Origin of the sequence: Metasolibacillus fluoroglycofenilyticus, from assembly GCF_003049645.1 — a bacterium.
GTDB classification, from domain to species: Bacteria; Bacillota; Bacilli; order Bacillales_A; family Planococcaceae; genus Metasolibacillus; species Metasolibacillus fluoroglycofenilyticus.
This window is the reverse complement of sequence record NZ_PYWK01000001.1, coordinates 1,437,264-1,452,005: the sequence shown is the minus strand read 5'-3', so window position 1 is coordinate 1,452,005 and position 14,742 is coordinate 1,437,264. Positions and strand designations below refer to the sequence as shown.

Annotated in this window: 15 protein-coding genes and 1 riboswitch; of the genes, 1 reads left to right on the top strand and 14 read right to left on the bottom strand. The window is 38.1% G+C overall.

Annotated elements, in window-relative coordinates; all coding sequences use genetic code 11:
• Positions 1-249 precede the first annotated feature (249 nt).
• From C9J36_RS06725 to C9J36_RS06715, 3 genes are all read right to left on the bottom strand, one after another.
• Positions 250-438: a hypothetical protein gene (locus C9J36_RS06725; protein ID WP_107943090.1), complete on the bottom strand. Its 189-nt coding sequence runs from the start codon at positions 436-438 to the stop codon at positions 250-252.
• A gap of 387 nt (positions 439-825) precedes the next feature.
• Entirely contained in the window at positions 826-1,281 is a 456-nt protein-coding gene (locus C9J36_RS06720; protein WP_066163574.1) for a Dps family protein, read from the bottom strand.
• 111 nt (positions 1,282-1,392) lie between these two features.
• Positions 1,393-2,535 carry a glycerate kinase gene (locus C9J36_RS06715; RefSeq protein WP_107942592.1) on the bottom strand — a complete coding sequence of 381 codons (1,143 nt, stop codon included), beginning with the start codon at positions 2,533-2,535 and terminating at the stop codon, positions 1,393-1,395.
• A 151-nt stretch (positions 2,536-2,686) separates the two neighbouring features.
• Between C9J36_RS06715 and trhO the strand changes: the two genes are divergently transcribed.
• Positions 2,687-3,631, top strand: coding sequence for an oxygen-dependent tRNA uridine(34) hydroxylase TrhO (trhO, locus tag C9J36_RS06710; RefSeq protein ID WP_066163578.1), 945 nt, complete (start codon positions 2,687-2,689; stop codon positions 3,629-3,631).
• 659 nt (positions 3,632-4,290) lie between these two features.
• On the opposite strand, the gene C9J36_RS06705 is transcribed toward trhO, so the two are convergent.
• The 11 genes from C9J36_RS06705 to C9J36_RS06660 all read right to left on the bottom strand — a co-directional run bounded on the left by C9J36_RS06705 (position 4,291) and on the right by C9J36_RS06660 (position 14,669).
• A complete protein-coding gene (locus tag C9J36_RS06705) occupies positions 4,291-5,715 on the bottom strand; it encodes an AAA family ATPase (RefSeq protein WP_066163580.1) in 1,425 nt (474 codons plus the stop codon).
• A gap of 103 nt (positions 5,716-5,818) precedes the next feature.
• Complete coding sequence (locus C9J36_RS17275) at positions 5,819-5,968, bottom strand: NrtR DNA-binding winged helix domain-containing protein (protein ID WP_161956384.1); 150 nt, start codon at positions 5,966-5,968, stop codon at positions 5,819-5,821.
• A 366-nt stretch (positions 5,969-6,334) separates the two neighbouring features.
• Positions 6,335-6,796 carry an NUDIX domain-containing protein gene (locus C9J36_RS06700; protein ID WP_066163581.1) on the bottom strand — a complete coding sequence of 154 codons (462 nt, stop codon included), beginning with the start codon at positions 6,794-6,796 and terminating at the stop codon, positions 6,335-6,337.
• 14 nt (positions 6,797-6,810) lie between these two features.
• Complete coding sequence (locus tag C9J36_RS06695) at positions 6,811-7,362, bottom strand: histidine phosphatase family protein (protein WP_066163582.1); 552 nt, start codon at positions 7,360-7,362, stop codon at positions 6,811-6,813.
• A 3-nt stretch (positions 7,363-7,365) separates the two neighbouring features.
• A complete protein-coding gene (locus C9J36_RS06690) occupies positions 7,366-7,599 on the bottom strand; it encodes a hypothetical protein (protein ID WP_066163584.1) in 234 nt (77 codons plus the stop codon).
• Between the two features lie 373 nt (positions 7,600-7,972).
• A complete protein-coding gene (locus C9J36_RS06685) occupies positions 7,973-8,164 on the bottom strand; it encodes a hypothetical protein (protein ID WP_107942591.1) in 192 nt (63 codons plus the stop codon).
• A 13-nt stretch (positions 8,165-8,177) separates the two neighbouring features.
• The gene (metE, locus tag C9J36_RS06680) at positions 8,178-10,469 is read right to left on the bottom strand and encodes a 5-methyltetrahydropteroyltriglutamate--homocysteine S-methyltransferase (RefSeq protein WP_107942590.1); all 2,292 of its coding nucleotides are present in this window, start codon (positions 10,467-10,469) and stop codon (positions 8,178-8,180) included.
• 185 nt (positions 10,470-10,654) lie between these two features.
• Positions 10,655-10,836, bottom strand: a riboswitch (cobalamin riboswitch).
• Between the two features lie 176 nt (positions 10,837-11,012).
• Positions 11,013-11,867 (bottom strand): hypothetical protein, encoded by an 855-nt coding sequence (locus C9J36_RS06675; protein ID WP_107942589.1) that lies wholly within the window; start codon positions 11,865-11,867, stop codon positions 11,013-11,015.
• A gap of 132 nt (positions 11,868-11,999) precedes the next feature.
• Positions 12,000-13,073, bottom strand: coding sequence for a pyridoxal phosphate-dependent aminotransferase (locus tag C9J36_RS06670; RefSeq protein WP_107942588.1), 1,074 nt, complete (start codon positions 13,071-13,073; stop codon positions 12,000-12,002).
• A complete protein-coding gene (gene cbiB / locus C9J36_RS06665; protein ID WP_107942587.1) occupies positions 13,048-14,001 on the bottom strand; it encodes an adenosylcobinamide-phosphate synthase CbiB in 954 nt (317 codons plus the stop codon). Before cbiB ends, C9J36_RS06670 begins: the two co-directional genes overlap by 26 nt.
• On the bottom strand, positions 13,998-14,669 hold the full coding sequence (locus C9J36_RS06660; RefSeq protein ID WP_107942586.1) for an adenosylcobinamide amidohydrolase: 672 nt from the start codon (positions 14,667-14,669) through the stop codon (positions 13,998-14,000). The genes cbiB and C9J36_RS06660 overlap by 4 nt, the downstream gene beginning before the upstream one ends.
• Positions 14,670-14,742 lie beyond the last annotated feature (73 nt).

Sequence of the window (14,742 nt, the reverse complement as noted above, 5' to 3'; positions counted from 1 at the left end):
AACATTGATTTCAATGCGGTGGCAAAACAAAATGGACTTTTCGGACAATTCCTTCTCTTATTTTTCTAATTCCTCCCTTACATATTTTGGTTCGAATATTGAGAACAAATTAAAAAAGCTGCTCACAAGAAACATGTGAAGCAACTTCTATTTCAGGCTGTACATAAAGTTATACAACTGTCGGGACGCTTAGAAGTTCAAAAAAATGCAACTAATCTAGTCAGTCGCATAAAGTTTATTTATTTTGTATTATGAAATAATCTCACATTTCAAGGTATTTCGATTTACTGTGATATATTTACCTGTTGATTTATTCATTACTTGTGATACTTCCTTAGTATGCATTATCTCACACCAATCATTTTGTATATCCACCAATAATTTTATTTCCACATCACTTTCTCCATATTTTAAACCACTATAAGATAATTTTGTCATTGTCATCATTCCTTCCTTTATCTTGAAAATGTTATCAAATATGGTATTTCAATCTCCTTTTTTATCCCGTATTAACAGGCTGTAAGACCCCCACTTCAAAACAACAGATAAAATCAAGATGTTTAAGTGGGGGATCAAACAGCCTGTAAAAACCCGATTGGTGAAACTACCAATCAGTGGGGGATGAAGAAAACCCCCACTGATTGAAGGTTCACTTTATATAATCTATTTCTAATATACTACACATCATTGAAATTTATAAAAAAGCAACAATCTTTGCGAAAACAGCCTAGCAAAAAAAGCAACTTAGAAAACAAACGCCTTCTAAGCTGCTGTAATTTAATATGAAAATTCATAATTTATAGCATAAAAACATTCCTTACATTGTTAATTAGCGCTCACACTTTCACCTAAATATGCATTTAACATCCACGTATGTTTCTCAATACTTTGATACATTGCATTTAACATATCCTCTGTACGGTCGTCGCCTTCCTCTGCTGCAATTGACATCGTTTCATTAAGTGCCTGCATAATTGTTTTAAAATCGGCGACAATTGTAGCAACCATTTGTTCCGCCGTTTCCTTACCTTCTGCTTCTTCAATTAAAGATTGAGCTAAATGTTCTTGCAATGTTGCGACAGGCTTGGCATCTTTTGACAAAATACGCTCTGCCAATTCATCTAAGTTTAATGTTGTTTCGTTATATAATTCTTCAAATTTTTCATGTAGCGTAAAGAAAGATGGACCACTTACATACCAATGATAATTGTGTAATTTCGTATACAGTACAGAATACGTTGATACAAGCTCGTTTAATTTTGTGTTTAAATTTTTAGACATAGATAAAAACTCCTTTGTATTTTAGTACACTATACTTTACCCACTTTTTACTTTTTTAATCATTTATTATTTTTTCATAGAAAATGACTGCACAATGTTAGCATTAATTTTTTAATTGGATACTTCATTAGGATAAATGGACCTAATTAATTCAAAAGAGGCCTTTGTTAAATATTTTGCAGGCTCTTTCATCGCCATCTCTGTCGTAATAGAATGATGAACGACTGTGCCACAATAGTGAAAATGCTGTGTTAATATCTGTTTGTCATCTTCCGCAATTGTGCCTGACAATAAAGCAACAGGTATATCGTGCTTTCTGGCATATGTGAGTACACCAAACGGTGCTTTGCCGTGTAATGTTTGTTGGTCAGATTGTCCTTCACCAGTAATAATCAAATCGGCATTTTCAATTGCTTGCTCAAACTGCAAGTGCTTTAATACAAGCTCTACCCCTTGATTAAACTGACCATTCAAAAAAGCGATTAATGCACCGCCCATTCCTCCAGCAGCACCAGCACCTTTGTAATGATGTAATTGTATTCCCATTTCTCTCTCTATAACATCAGCCCATTTTGTTAAAGCCTTGTCAAAATATTCGATTTCATGTGCTGGTACACCTTTTTGTTTGCCGAAAATTGCCGTAGCTCCTTTCTCACCAATAAGCGGATTATCCACATCACAGGCAATTGAAAAATAAGCATGCGCAATTCGCTTATCCCAATTTGTAAAGTCTAAATGATGAATTCGCTGTAATCCATCTGTTGTTGTTTCAATCTCCAATCCTGCTACATCAAGTAAACGCAAGCCTAGTGCACGTAACATCCCTACACCACCATCGTTTGTTGCACTCCCACCAATGCAAATAATAAATTCCCTATAGCCTTGAGCTAATGCCTCTTGAATCAACTGTCCTGTACCAAAGCTTGAAGCAATTTTAGGGTTTCTTTCATCCTCGCCAAGTAATGTTAAGCCAGAAGCTTGTGCCATTTCGATGATGCAAGTTTTACCATCCCCTAAAATTCCGTAGCTCGCTTTAATTTCCCTGCCTATTGGATCTAAGACTTGTGCTGTTTTCAATTGACCATTTGTACATTGAATTAGCGTTGCGAGCGTCCCTTCCCCACCGTCTGCAATTGGAAGAAGCACTGTTGTGGCATTAGGCTTCAGTTTTTTTATTCCTTGTTCAATACTTTTTGCAGCCTCAAATGCGGATAATGTTCCTTTAAATGAATCGGGGCTAATGACAATTTTCAAATGTCCCACTCCCTTCCTATGTACTTTTGGAATTATTATAGCATCAATTTCAGCCTAATTACCGATGGAGTACTTTGTTTATTTTTGTTATGCTAATAGACGGTTTCAAAAAAACGTGTCCTGCAAACACGAATAAGGTGGAATATCTATTATGAATTACAGAGTTTTATTGTATTATTTTTACACAACGATTGAGGACCCTGCGCTATTTGCTGAAGAGCATTTACAACAGTGTAAGGACCTTGAACTAAAAGGTCGTATTTTAGTTGCGACAGAAGGTATTAACGGTACAGTTTCCGGTACAGTTGAAGCGACAAATGCCTATATGGAATTAATGAAAAATAATCCATTATTCAAGGGAATTGTCTTTAAAATTGATGAGGTAGAAGGTCACGCATTCAAAAAAATGCATGTACGCCCTCGCCCTGAATTAGTAAATTTAAGCTTAGAGGATGATATTAATCCGCATGAAATTACAGGTGAATACCTATCCCCTGCACAATTTTTAGAGCAAATGCAAGATGAAAATACGGTTGTTTTAGATGTGCGCAACACGTATGAATATGATGTCGGGCACTTCCGTGGTGCCATACGCCCAGAAGTCGAAAATTTCCGTGATACGCCACAATGGGTGCGTGAAAATCGCGAATTATTTGATGGGAAGCGAGTATTAACTTATTGTACTGGCGGCATTCGCTGCGAGAAATTTTCTGGCTGGCTAAAGCGGGAAGGCTTTGAGGATGTAGGGCAATTACACGGCGGCATCGCGACTTATGGCAAAGACCCTGAAACAAAAGGTCAGCTTTGGGACGGTCAAATGTATGTGTTCGATGAACGATTAACTGTGCCAATTAACCAAGTAGAGCATGTTGTTGTAGGAAAAGACCATTTTGATGGCACGCCTTGCGAGCGCTATATTAACTGCGCTAACCCTGAGTGTAATAAGCAAATTTTAACATCTGAAGAAAATGAAGCAAAGCATTTAGGTGGCTGTACAATTGAATGTACGAAGCATGAGCGCAATCGTTACATTGTTAGACATGCTTTATCAGAGGAGCAAGTGCAACAAGCAATTGCTGCACTAGAGCAAGCCTAGTTTTTTAAGCAATCGGAGTTGTGCGAAAAGTCCATTTTGTTTTGCCACTGCATTGAAATCAATGTTTTCATCGCTTCCCTTTTACTGAAGGATAACACTGCTAAAGCCCATGTTCATCCCATTGTTAAAAGAGGCGATGAATCAACATTTTGTGAAACATCATCGCTACTGTCCAAAAGGCTGGCTATGCACGGCTTTTTGGACAGCCCCAACTTAAGCTTCTATAATCCATTATCTAGTTCAGATTTTAAGCTTTCTAGCTACTTTTGTATTCACTCTTGAAAAGCAGATATGTTCCAAAGTGTAACCGTTGTAATTTCACCATATTTTTCAATTCGCTTTTAGACGCAGTGATAAGTAAAGGCATTACTACCATAAATCCCTACAAGCAATCGAATATTTTGTGTGAATTGAACATGGTATGTTGTTTCGTAAAAATATGTAATTTATTTGATTAAATTTGGCATCGTTAGCGCCATATTTTGCATTTCTTGCAATCGCATTGAATGCTTCCATAACGCATTTTACGTTTTTTGCTCTCTATTAAGTAAAATCCCCCAAAAAATGCTCCTAATTTCGAGTGAAATGCTTTTCTAAATAATCAGCAGTTAGTTTATAGTGCTCGACAAGCTCTGTTACTACATCTAAAATTTGTACCTTTAATGCTCATTTTTCAATAAATGGATAATCGTTTGTAGTATTGTGACATTTTCCACTACAACTAATTGCAATTTTTTGCGTGTACGAATAATTGTATGGTAAAGCACTTGCAATGGGTCAATTGCCGCACTTTTTCTAGCAGCTGACAAACGACCATTTGCCTTATAGGTGAAATGATTATCAATAATGACACATACGCGATTAAATTCATGCCCTAAAATATCACGTGTCGTCGGTCGCTCGAAGTGATAGCAATCTACAACAAGCCATTTCGTTCTTTTACATTCTTCGATATGTTGGATAAAGGCATCTTTTGTCGAAAAATAATGAACGCTAATATTTGGAAAATGTTGTTTACCTATAACTAAGCGTTGGTCAAAAAGCTGTTGCACAAATGATTGCATTTCCTTGTTGTAACGCATCACCATTTTAAGCTCATAAATTTTTGTATCAAAATGCTTCTCAATATAGCCAAGCACGTCAATTCGTTTCCCTTTTCCAAATAAATAATGCCCTGCATCAAGCGAAAAAACAGCAGGTGTATTGCTTTGCATAAGCTTTGCTCGAATATGCTGGAGCTGCTCATAGCTTAGCTTTTGAGCCTCATCTATTACGACGATATCAATATTTGTTAAAGACATGACACTTACTGTTTGAATATCCCAACCATATTGCTCATTTAAAATACGCTGTCCGCGATTTAACACATTGCCATGCACGAGTACAACCCTTTTCCCTGCTTTTTTCCACGTTTTTACTAAATCATATGTCAGTAATGTTTTGCCTGTTCCTGGTGCTCCATCAATGACAACAGATGTATTTTGCTCTACTAAATCAAGTATTTCTCTTTTAAATGTCATTTGTGGAGAGGTTAAAAAATATTCCCCATTAATAAATGCATGTGGTAGCTCAAATGGTGAAACAAGATAATTAATTGGGTCGAATACATCATCAATATTCGTCAGCATTCGGGCTTGCTGATTTTCTAACACTTGCAGCAGATGTAAAAACGATACTTTGATTAGCTTCTCATCTTTTAACTGATACAGTGTTTTCGTTGATGAAACAAATGTAAAGCTTAAAATATCAACTTCTAAAAACTTTAAGTAATAGACATTTTGCTTTAATTGCTTAAGTATGCGATGCTCTGTACTTTCACTCTTCAACTCAATATTTACAATATAGTTTTTCCCAATACGTAATAAATCGAATTCCTTGCTAATTTGCTTAATTCGATAGCCAACAAAAAATTGATGTAGCTGTGCTGCACCAGCGCTAGCTAACTCTGTAATAAGCATATTCAAATCATCTAGCTCGTTCGTCCGCATTTTATCCATATCAAACTGCTGCGTATATTGTAGAAAGGCAGATTCGGATAAATCCTTATATGCGTCAAGCAATGATTGTAAATGAATTGCTTTCATTAAATATCACCCACCTATTTATTAGTCTATCGAATAATGGTATGGAGTGGAAGGCTAACTATGAATTATGATGATTATTCCTATATATTTGATTTTAGGGTCTTTATAATGAGCCAAAGACCCAGCGATGATTGTAACGGTAAAGCTGTGATGGTCTGTATGCACCTTCCTTTACCTCTTCACCTGTTGCCACAACTTTGTCAGCAATATGACGGCGGAATTGTGCCTTAAATAAGCTTTTTCCTAAAATCATTTCATTGTTATGTCACAATATTTCATTAATTCACATGTTATAATTGGATGGAATCTTTCGGAAAGCGAGGAGAAGCAAATTGTTTTATTACGTAGCAAATTGCATTTGTTGCAAAAAAGATTTTAAAATTGTAGAAGGCTCTCGCAAGTATCAGTTGTACAAGCAAAATATGAATGGTAGGTTTGCATGTGATGATTGTAGTCACAAAGTTGAACTAGATGCACGAAAAGGTTTATTTGGGAAGTTGGGGTAAAGGGCGTCCAAAATGCCGTGCGGTAGTCGGCATTTTGGACGCTTTTGTTTGGTGTTTCGGCAAAATATATGCCTTTGAAAATAGGGAAATACTAGATTTAGTGGCTTGTTTTTTTATTTAAAATAAAATTTAGATAAGCACTGTAATAGAGCAAAATCAAGTTCATCTATTACATCTATCTGTCCAACCATATCCCATAAATGAATATGCGACATTTCTTCATTTACTGTAAAAGGCATTAATTGCTCCAGTTCCCCATAGTATATGGGGTTGTATTTGCTTTTACCAGTTTCTATATTTTGACTTTGCGCTACACCAACAAACAGTAACTTTTTGACCACTTGTCCCGTTTCCTCATATAGCTCCCGCATCGCGCATTGCCTTGGTGTTTCTCTTACTTCACGTTTTCCTGCTGGTAATTCCCATTGATTGCGCCAACGATTATAACAAATTAACCATTTTCCTTTCATTTGAATAATAGCATACGAGCCTGCTAATGGTTCAAGCCTTACTAGCTCATTTTCTTGAAGCTGTAGTAACTTCAAAAAAGTATATCCATGATTTTTCGTTTGCATGTAATCTCCTTAAGTTAATAGATTAACCGTTCTACTGAAATCAATTTATTATTTGCGAATTTTGCTACGATAATATCTGGCATTTTTAAGCTTTGCCAAAACTCTATATCATATTGTTTATCGAAATAGTTCAATAATAAGGTTAAAATATTGCCATGTGTGCCAACGACGATGTTTTCATTTTTATGGCAGTTCAGCAATTTTGCAATAGTTGGAATAACACGTTTTTGGGCGGTTATGTTTGACTCGCCTCCTGCAAAAGAGAAAGTCGGCTCAGCCCATACTTTGGCAATGCCACTTAAAAAATCAGAAATCGTTTCCGTTGCTAAAATGCGTTCATTCAATGTTTCTTTTTGAATAATCGTTAAGTTTTTCTCACTTGCTATCGGCTGAATTGTTTCAATGGCACGTTTATAATTACTGGCATATATTGCGTGAATTTCTAATGCTCCAAACACTTTTACTAATTTCTGCGCCTCCACCCAGCCTTCTTTTGATAAAGGTCTGTTGTATTCGTCTGGTGTGTAGTATGAGTGTGCATGGCGCACGAAATAAATTGTATTCATCGCCTATCTCCTGTACTGCTCTGGGATTGGTTTATTTGGTCTTTGTGAGCAATAGTGACAGTCTGAGTCATTACATTTTTCCTCAAGCCATTTATTGCATGTTGCACAAAAATAAGCATCATACTGGTCATCTCGAATTTTTTGACTGCGACATTGTTGACAACGCTCTTCTAAAATTCTTCCTTCAATTTTAAAGCCATTAATTATGACATAATCATCCTCTTGTCGGATGTTCATATATTTCCCCTCCATTATTCACTTTCATTCATATGGGGTATCCATGAGTTTTTTACAAAAACTTACTGATTGAAAACGAGAGTAACATAGGGTTCCTCAAAGTAAAAGAGAAAAGAATGAAATTCCTCTTTCAATGCACTTCCAAAACAAATTTGCCTTTTCCAACAGCCCTCCATTAACTTTACTATTATTGCTATGCTAATATCAAGATAACTGGGAAGGAAAATAACAAATGGTTCATTACACAAATATACGATGAAATAATCCCGCTTTTTGAACTAATAGCGATGTTATTTGAAGAAAAAAGGACAGGGATATCCCAAAATGCAGGCTATGCACGGCTTTTGGGACATCCCTTGAATACTGAAAGAAGTTAATGCTCTTCCCCCACTATCTCTCGTATTACATTATTATAGGCCAGTTGAATTTCAATCTTATCATCTTTATCATTTGCAATTAACTGCGCCACTTGTTCATGCAAAGTTTTTGAAACACCATTTAGCTGATTTTGCATAATATTTGATTTTAATAATTGCTCATAATGTTTTACTACCTGTCTATCCATTTTGTGCACCTCTTTAAATTACTTGCTCGATTTGCTGACGCAATGTTTTCGCTGCTGCTACCATATTTGCTAACGCTGCCACCGTTTCTGGCTCCTTACGCGTTTTTAAGCCGCAATCTGGATTTACCCAAAATTGGTTACGTGCTAATACTTGTAGGCTATCTTCCATAATTGTCAGCATTTCTTCCTCACTTGGCACGCGTGGGCTATGAATATCATAAACACCTAAGCCGATGCCTTTGTCGTAAGGGTTATTCTGTAGTGAGCGAATGAGCTCTCCATGACTTCTAGATGTTTCGATTGAAATTACATCCGCATCCAAGGCACTAATTGGCTTAATGAAATCATTGAATTCGCAGTAACACATATGTGTATGAATTTGCGTTTCATTCTTTACACTGGCTGTCGCCAGCTTAAAGCCTCCTACAGCCCATTGTAAATAAGCATCCCACTGCTCTTTGCGAAGCGGTAAGCCTTCTCTTAATGCGGGCTCGTCTACCTGAATAATGGAAATACCTGCTTGCTCAAGTGCCTCGATTTCCTGACGCAATGCTAATGCAATTTGATATGTCACGTCTTTACGCTCTATATCATCACGCACAAATGACCAATTCAGAATTGTTACAGGACCTGTTAACATTCCTTTCACACGACGCTTTGTTAAGCTTTGTGCATAAAGCGTTTCCTTCACAGTCATCGGTGCTTCCCACGCTACATCTCCGTAAATAATTGGTGGCTTTACACAGCGTGAGCCGTAAGATACTACCCATGCATTTTCAGTAAATGCAAAACCTGCTAGCTTTTCGCCAAAATATTCTACCATGTCTGTCCGCTCAAACTCACCATGCACTAGAACATCAATATCCAGCTCCTCCTGGATTGCAATCCAGCGTGCTGTTTCTCGCTTTAAAAATTCATTGTACACTTCAGTTGTTACATCACCTTTGCGCCATGCATTGCGCTTTTGCTTTACTTCATCTGATTGCGGGAAGCTACCAATCGTCGTTGTAGGAAATAACGGTAATTGTAGCGCCTTCTGTTGAATTGCCACACGCTCTTTATAGGATGTTTTGCGCTCAAAATCTGCTTGCTGAATCATTTGAACTGCCTGTTGTACTCCCTTATTGTTGCGAATAGGATGGTTTTTCAACGCTTCTATCGCCTTCATGCTTGTTGATATGGCGCTATTAGTTGATGTGTCCTGTCCATTCAAATAAGCTGTTACTTCCACAATTTCAACTATTTTTTCATCTGCAAAAGCAAGCGCATCTCGCAAGGTCGAATCGAGCCTTGCTTCAAACTTCGTCGTAATAGGTGTATGCTGTAAATGGCACGAAGGCTGAATCCATAGCTCCTTAGCACCTGAAAGTTGCTCAATTGCCTTCACCGTCGAATATACTTCCGCTAAATTTGCCCGCCAAATATCCCGTCCATTGATGATACCAATAGCTAAAACTTTGTCTGCTGGGAAACCATGCTGACGTAGTGCATTCATATTATGCGTATAGCCATGTATGAAATCTAGCCCAATACCATGAACTGGGAGCTGTGTAAGCTGCTCGTATGCTGATAAGGATTCAAAATATGTTTGTAACATCAATTTCGCTTCTGGCACAGATGTAGAGAGCTGTGCATATATTTCCTGCACAAGTTGAATTTCTTCCTTATCTAATGAAGTAACAAGCGCCGGCTCCTCAAGCTGTATCCATTCCGCGCCAACCTCAGTTAGCTCCTTTATTATTTGTGCATATAAAGGTAAAATGGCTAAAACGAATGACGCTTGAGATACGCGGTCATAGCCCTTTGTTAGTTTTATAAATGTATAAGGGCCAATAAGTGTCGGCTTTGCGGTAATATCAAATGCAGCCTTTGCTTCTATAAAATGCTTTAGCACTGTATTTTCTGTTAACTGTAGTGGTTGCCCTTCGTATTCAGGCACAATATAGTGATAATTCGTATTAAACCATTTCGTCATTTCACTTGCGACTGCCTCTTTATTGCCACGTGCCATAGCATAATAAGTTTGCAAATCAACTTTCCCACCTTGCCAATTAAAGCGCTTTGGTACAAGTCCAAACATAACAGCCATATCCAGCACGCGGTCATAATTGGTAAAATCGCCAACTGATACTACATTCAATCCTAGCTGCAATTGTTTTTCGATGCGACTTAAACGAATTTCCTTTTGCTGTGCTAGAAAATCCTCTTCTGTTATTTCGTGTTTCCAAAACTTTTCTAAAGACTTTTTCCATTGGCGATTTTCCCCAATATATGGATAGCCAATCGTTGTTGTTACATATGCCATTTCACAAACCAACCTTTCAAAATTAGTTTTTTACAACAAAAAACCATTTTCCCTCATCGGAAAATGGCTAATTAATTTATATATCGCAAAAAAACACGTAATGGTATTCCATTCGCTCTTGTTTTATCGCTCGTACTTGTAACATTTATCGTTACTTTTCACCACCTATTTCCACGTAGGTATTTGGTGTGTACTAGATATTGGCAGGTCTCCTGGCTTGTCATCACAGCGCCTCACAGCCTTCCCAGTTTCCCACCAGTGGCATTTGTGATTTGCTCCGACTTACAGTTGCGGGACAGCGTCGGATTTGCACCGACTTCCCTTTTAAGCCAAACCTTCGCTTGGCACCAACTCTTACACATTATTCAATTGTGCTATTACTTTATCATACTTTTATCTAAATGTGCTATCTTTTCTTAATATTTTTATTTCTTTAGTATGTTTTAAAAAAAGCTGTAAAAAGGCGTGTCTCAAAATGAATTTTCAGACACGCCCTTCCCTACAGCTCTCAACAATTTGATTTTCTATTAGCAAAGAGCCTCTTTATTTACGCTTTAAAAACAGTAATGCTAATCCAGCTAATATTACAACAATAATTGCTGACATAAGCCAGCCGCTTTTAGTGCTTGCTTCCTCTGCTGCATTAGCCGCTGTTTGCTGTAGCTGTACATAATGCAATGCCATATCTTCTACAGAATTCTCTTCCGCATGATGGTCGTCATGACCTTGACTGTGACTATGACCGCCACTTGCTGTTGTAAAATAAGACAGCTCAACAGTGCTACCTATCCAATCCTCTGCCTTGTCAGAAGTTGCAGAAATACGCGGATGTCCAGATAAAGGATATTCATGACCAGCGATGACTAGAATCGTTGTTTTATCTTCTATTTTTACTTCTTCAATCACACCTGTAGGACCAGTAACGAAGCCACCCATTTGTGGCAATGTATGACCGCCCATATCATCATTCAAATGCGCAAAAATAAAATCGATATATTGTGCCTTTGTCATTGTTGCGTCTGGCTCATCAAGATTTAATGCCTTATGGAAAAGCGCTGTATTTAGCTCCTTATATGTAATATCACCCTCTAAAGAGGATACATATTCCTCCTGCAAACTAGCATTTGCTTGCTGCTCAAAATCTTCCCCCTCTAATTGGTAAAAGCCTGCAACCCATGCTGCAAATTCCATACGTGATAAGTTTTCTTCTTGCGCTAGCTTCATATCCTGTCCATTATAACCAAGCAACCCTAAACTATTTAACAATAGTATTTTTTGCGCATTTTCAGCAGTTGGTTCAACGTCCTCATAGATGTTTTTCTCTGTCATAGTATGCGCCGAAACGCTTTGAGCAGCTATTAAAAAGCATAGCCCTAAAAATGTAAATATTTTTTTCATACTTTTTCCTCCCATTATCTATCTGCTTTTTCAGTATAGCCAAGAAATGTGAGTAAAGTATGAAATTACTTTCGTTTTTTAGGGAATTTTCAAATTCCACACTGCAAGTAATTCGTGCTAAATAAGATGGCTTTATTTGCACCTAAAAAAATGTTCCAATGCTTGCTGAAATGCTGTCATTTTATGCTGTTCTTTCAGCGCAAGGCGGAACCACTCGCCATCCATACCAATAAAATTTTGTGTATGCCGCAGGACAATTCCTTTTTGTAATAGTGAGAAATAAAATTTTGTCGCATCATATGTAGATGGCAAACGGAAGGCTACATAGTTCGTTTTACTCTTCGTCACAATGCAGCCTTTTTCCATCAAAAATGGAATAATTACTGCACGACTTTGTGCTGCCTGCTGTCTTGATTTTGCACAGAAATCCTCTTCCTGCAATGCTTGCATACCAAGTGCAATCGAGATTGCACTGACATTCCAGTGGGGTAGCTCTTGCTTTATTTTGAAGGCATGCTGTGTAAGTGCATAGCCAAGTCTCACACCTGCCATACTATACATTTTTGTCATAGAACGAAGGATAATTAAACGATTAGAGCTAGCTACCAGCTCCGCCATGGACTCTGTCTCATCTGTCCAATCCATAAATGCCTCATCTATAACAAGGTCACAGTCCACTCGCTCTCCATATTGCAATAGTTCAATCAATTGCTTTTTAGGCGTTACAACACCCGTCGGATTGTTTGGATTACAAATATATAAAGCTTTCGCTCCGCACATTGCCTCCTTTAATCGTTCCATCGGCAAAGAGTAGTTCGTTAGCTCCTCTACTTCAATTGATTGAATAATAGCCTGCTGTTGCTCCAATGTGCGTGCATATTCAGAGAAGGAAGGCTGCACAATGACAATTTTTTCGCGTGCATAATATCTCGCTAAAGCCATTAAAATTTCTGCCGCACCATTTCCTATAACGATATGTTCTGTCGCTACATTATGTCGGTATGCCAACTGACTTCGTAGTGGCTCTGCATCCTCATGCGGGTAGGCGGCGATTTCTTGAAATAACGATGTCCAAATAGCCCCAAAGCTTGCTGGTGGTCCTAAGAAGTTAACGTTTTCACTTAAATCAATGATTTGCTCCGGCATTTCAAGCTCTAACTCTCGATACAATGTACTTGGATTAGCTCCATGTGCTGGATATCGCATAAATAACACCTCCTATTAATAACGTAAAAATAATCGTCACTGTGTATAGATGCTGTATAGTGTGCAAAATATGCTGTTTATTTAATTCTACGGTCGGCTCCCCCATATACGCACGAAACGTTGTTTTACCTTGATACATATTTTCACCACCGAGACGAATGCCTAGCTGTAAAGCAGTTGCAGCTTCTAAATAGCCGCTATTTGGGCTTGGATGCTTCTTAGCATCGCGTAGCCAGTAGCGAAGTCGCGTTTGCATTGAAAAAGGACCTTCGTTTTTCGTACATAGTAAAATAAAAAGTCCTGTTATACGGCTTGGTATAAAGTTCGCCACATCATCAAGCTTTGCAGCAAAGCATCCAAACTGGCAGTAGCGCTCGTTACGATAGCCAACCATTGAATCGAGTGTATTGATTGCCTTATAGACCCACACACCTGTAGCACCAAAGAACAGCGCATAAAAAATCGGTGCCGTAATACCGTCACTTGTATTTTCAGAAACTGTTTCAACAACACCACGAACAATATCAGGCTCCTCTAAATGTTCTGTATCACGCCCAACAATCCAACTAAGCTTCACTCGTGCCTCTGCTATATCTCCTCGCTGCAATGCATGATAAACGACTAACGCTGCATCCTTCAAGCTCTTTTGTGCAATGGCAATGGCGATAAAAATAACTTCAAGCACCGCAGCCAGCCATAGCGACACAAGCCCAGCCAAATAAATGATGAGCCAAACGATAAGCCCTGTAGCAATAATGACAATTAGCGCTGTTACGGCTCCTTTTAGATAGCGTGCTGCCCCACCATTACAGCGGCGCTCCAAAAATGAAATGAGCTTCCCTATCCAAATAACAGGATGCGGCCATGTTTTCGGATCTCCGATTATTCGGTCAAGTATAATGGCAACACAAACAATAATGATATTCATTGTAGCTCGCCCCTTTGATACGCCTCATAACTATCAATCGCTTTCCGCAATGTAGCAGCTACCCCTTTGCCTATAAGTGCTCCTAAACGTGTAATCGAACCTCCATATTCATGAAACTCCCCTCGCTCTGTTGCGATGAGGGCTACACAATCTGTCGAGGTTCCAGTTGCAATCGTAGCGCTTTGTCTATCTATTATATGGCACTCATGCAGCACCTTTACTTTCGCCTCAATAATACAATTATAAGCTTGGATAAAAGCTTCATCGCTTATATCGCCCTCTATAAATACGAAAATATTAATTGTCCCAACTGTCGGTCTGTATGTATATTGATAAGATTTTGTCACATCTACCGCATTGCCTAAACCCGCTGTAATAAACACGGTGATAGCTGTTGCCTCGTCTGTGTATGTATCCTGCATAATAAAATGCTGTGGCACAGCGGTCATCATCGCAACAGTTGCTGACATTGGTATTTTATATTGCTTTAAAAATTGCTCATATTCTAGCTTTGCATCGTCCGGATAATAGTCCTTATCCACTGTTCGATTGACAAAATATTGATAATAGCCAATACCAGGATTAATCATTGCTGAGCTGATTACTTTTAACGGCTGCTCACTTTTCATCATAAAGAGCTGCTCATCGTGTCTTTTGATTGTTAGCATTTTTTCACCTCCTTGTTATTTTAGCATACCGCCCTCTATCATTTGTAATACTTATAAAATGAAACTTCAATCA

What these genes read in the sequence shown, in the direction of transcription:
- C9J36_RS06700 (WP_066163581.1), bottom strand. Translation starts at nt 6,796, where the DNA reads ATGCAAACGAAAAATCATGGATATACTTTTTTGAAGTTACTACAGCTT.
- C9J36_RS17275 (WP_161956384.1), bottom strand. Translation starts at nt 5,968, where the DNA reads ATGATTTTAGGAAAAAGCTTATTTAAGGCACAATTCCGCCGTCATATT.
- C9J36_RS06705 (WP_066163580.1), bottom strand. Translation starts at nt 5,715, where the DNA reads ATGAAAGCAATTCATTTACAATCATTGCTTGACGCATATAAGGATTTA.
- C9J36_RS06690 (WP_066163584.1), bottom strand. Translation starts at nt 7,599, where the DNA reads ATGAACATCCGACAAGAGGATGATTATGTCATAATTAATGGCTTTAAA.
- C9J36_RS06660 (WP_107942586.1), bottom strand. Translation starts at nt 14,669, where the DNA reads ATGCTAACAATCAAAAGACACGATGAGCAGCTCTTTATGATGAAAAGT.
- metE (WP_107942590.1), bottom strand. Translation starts at nt 10,469, where the DNA reads ATGGCATATGTAACAACAACGATTGGCTATCCATATATTGGGGAAAAT.
- cbiB (WP_107942587.1), bottom strand. Translation starts at nt 14,001, where the DNA reads ATGAATATCATTATTGTTTGTGTTGCCATTATACTTGACCGAATAATC.
- C9J36_RS06695 (WP_066163582.1), bottom strand. Translation starts at nt 7,362, where the DNA reads ATGAATACAATTTATTTCGTGCGCCATGCACACTCATACTACACACCA.
- C9J36_RS06670 (WP_107942588.1), bottom strand. Translation starts at nt 13,073, where the DNA reads ATGCGATATCCAGCACATGGAGCTAATCCAAGTACATTGTATCGAGAG.
- C9J36_RS06675 (WP_107942589.1), bottom strand. Translation starts at nt 11,867, where the DNA reads ATGAAAAAAATATTTACATTTTTAGGGCTATGCTTTTTAATAGCTGCT.
- C9J36_RS06725 (WP_107943090.1), bottom strand. Translation starts at nt 438, where the DNA reads ATGACAAAATTATCTTATAGTGGTTTAAAATATGGAGAAAGTGATGTG.
- C9J36_RS06720 (WP_066163574.1), bottom strand. Translation starts at nt 1,281, where the DNA reads ATGTCTAAAAATTTAAACACAAAATTAAACGAGCTTGTATCAACGTAT.
- trhO (WP_066163578.1), top strand. Translation starts at nt 2,687, where the DNA reads ATGAATTACAGAGTTTTATTGTATTATTTTTACACAACGATTGAGGAC.
- C9J36_RS06685 (WP_107942591.1), bottom strand. Translation starts at nt 8,164, where the DNA reads ATGGATAGACAGGTAGTAAAACATTATGAGCAATTATTAAAATCAAAT.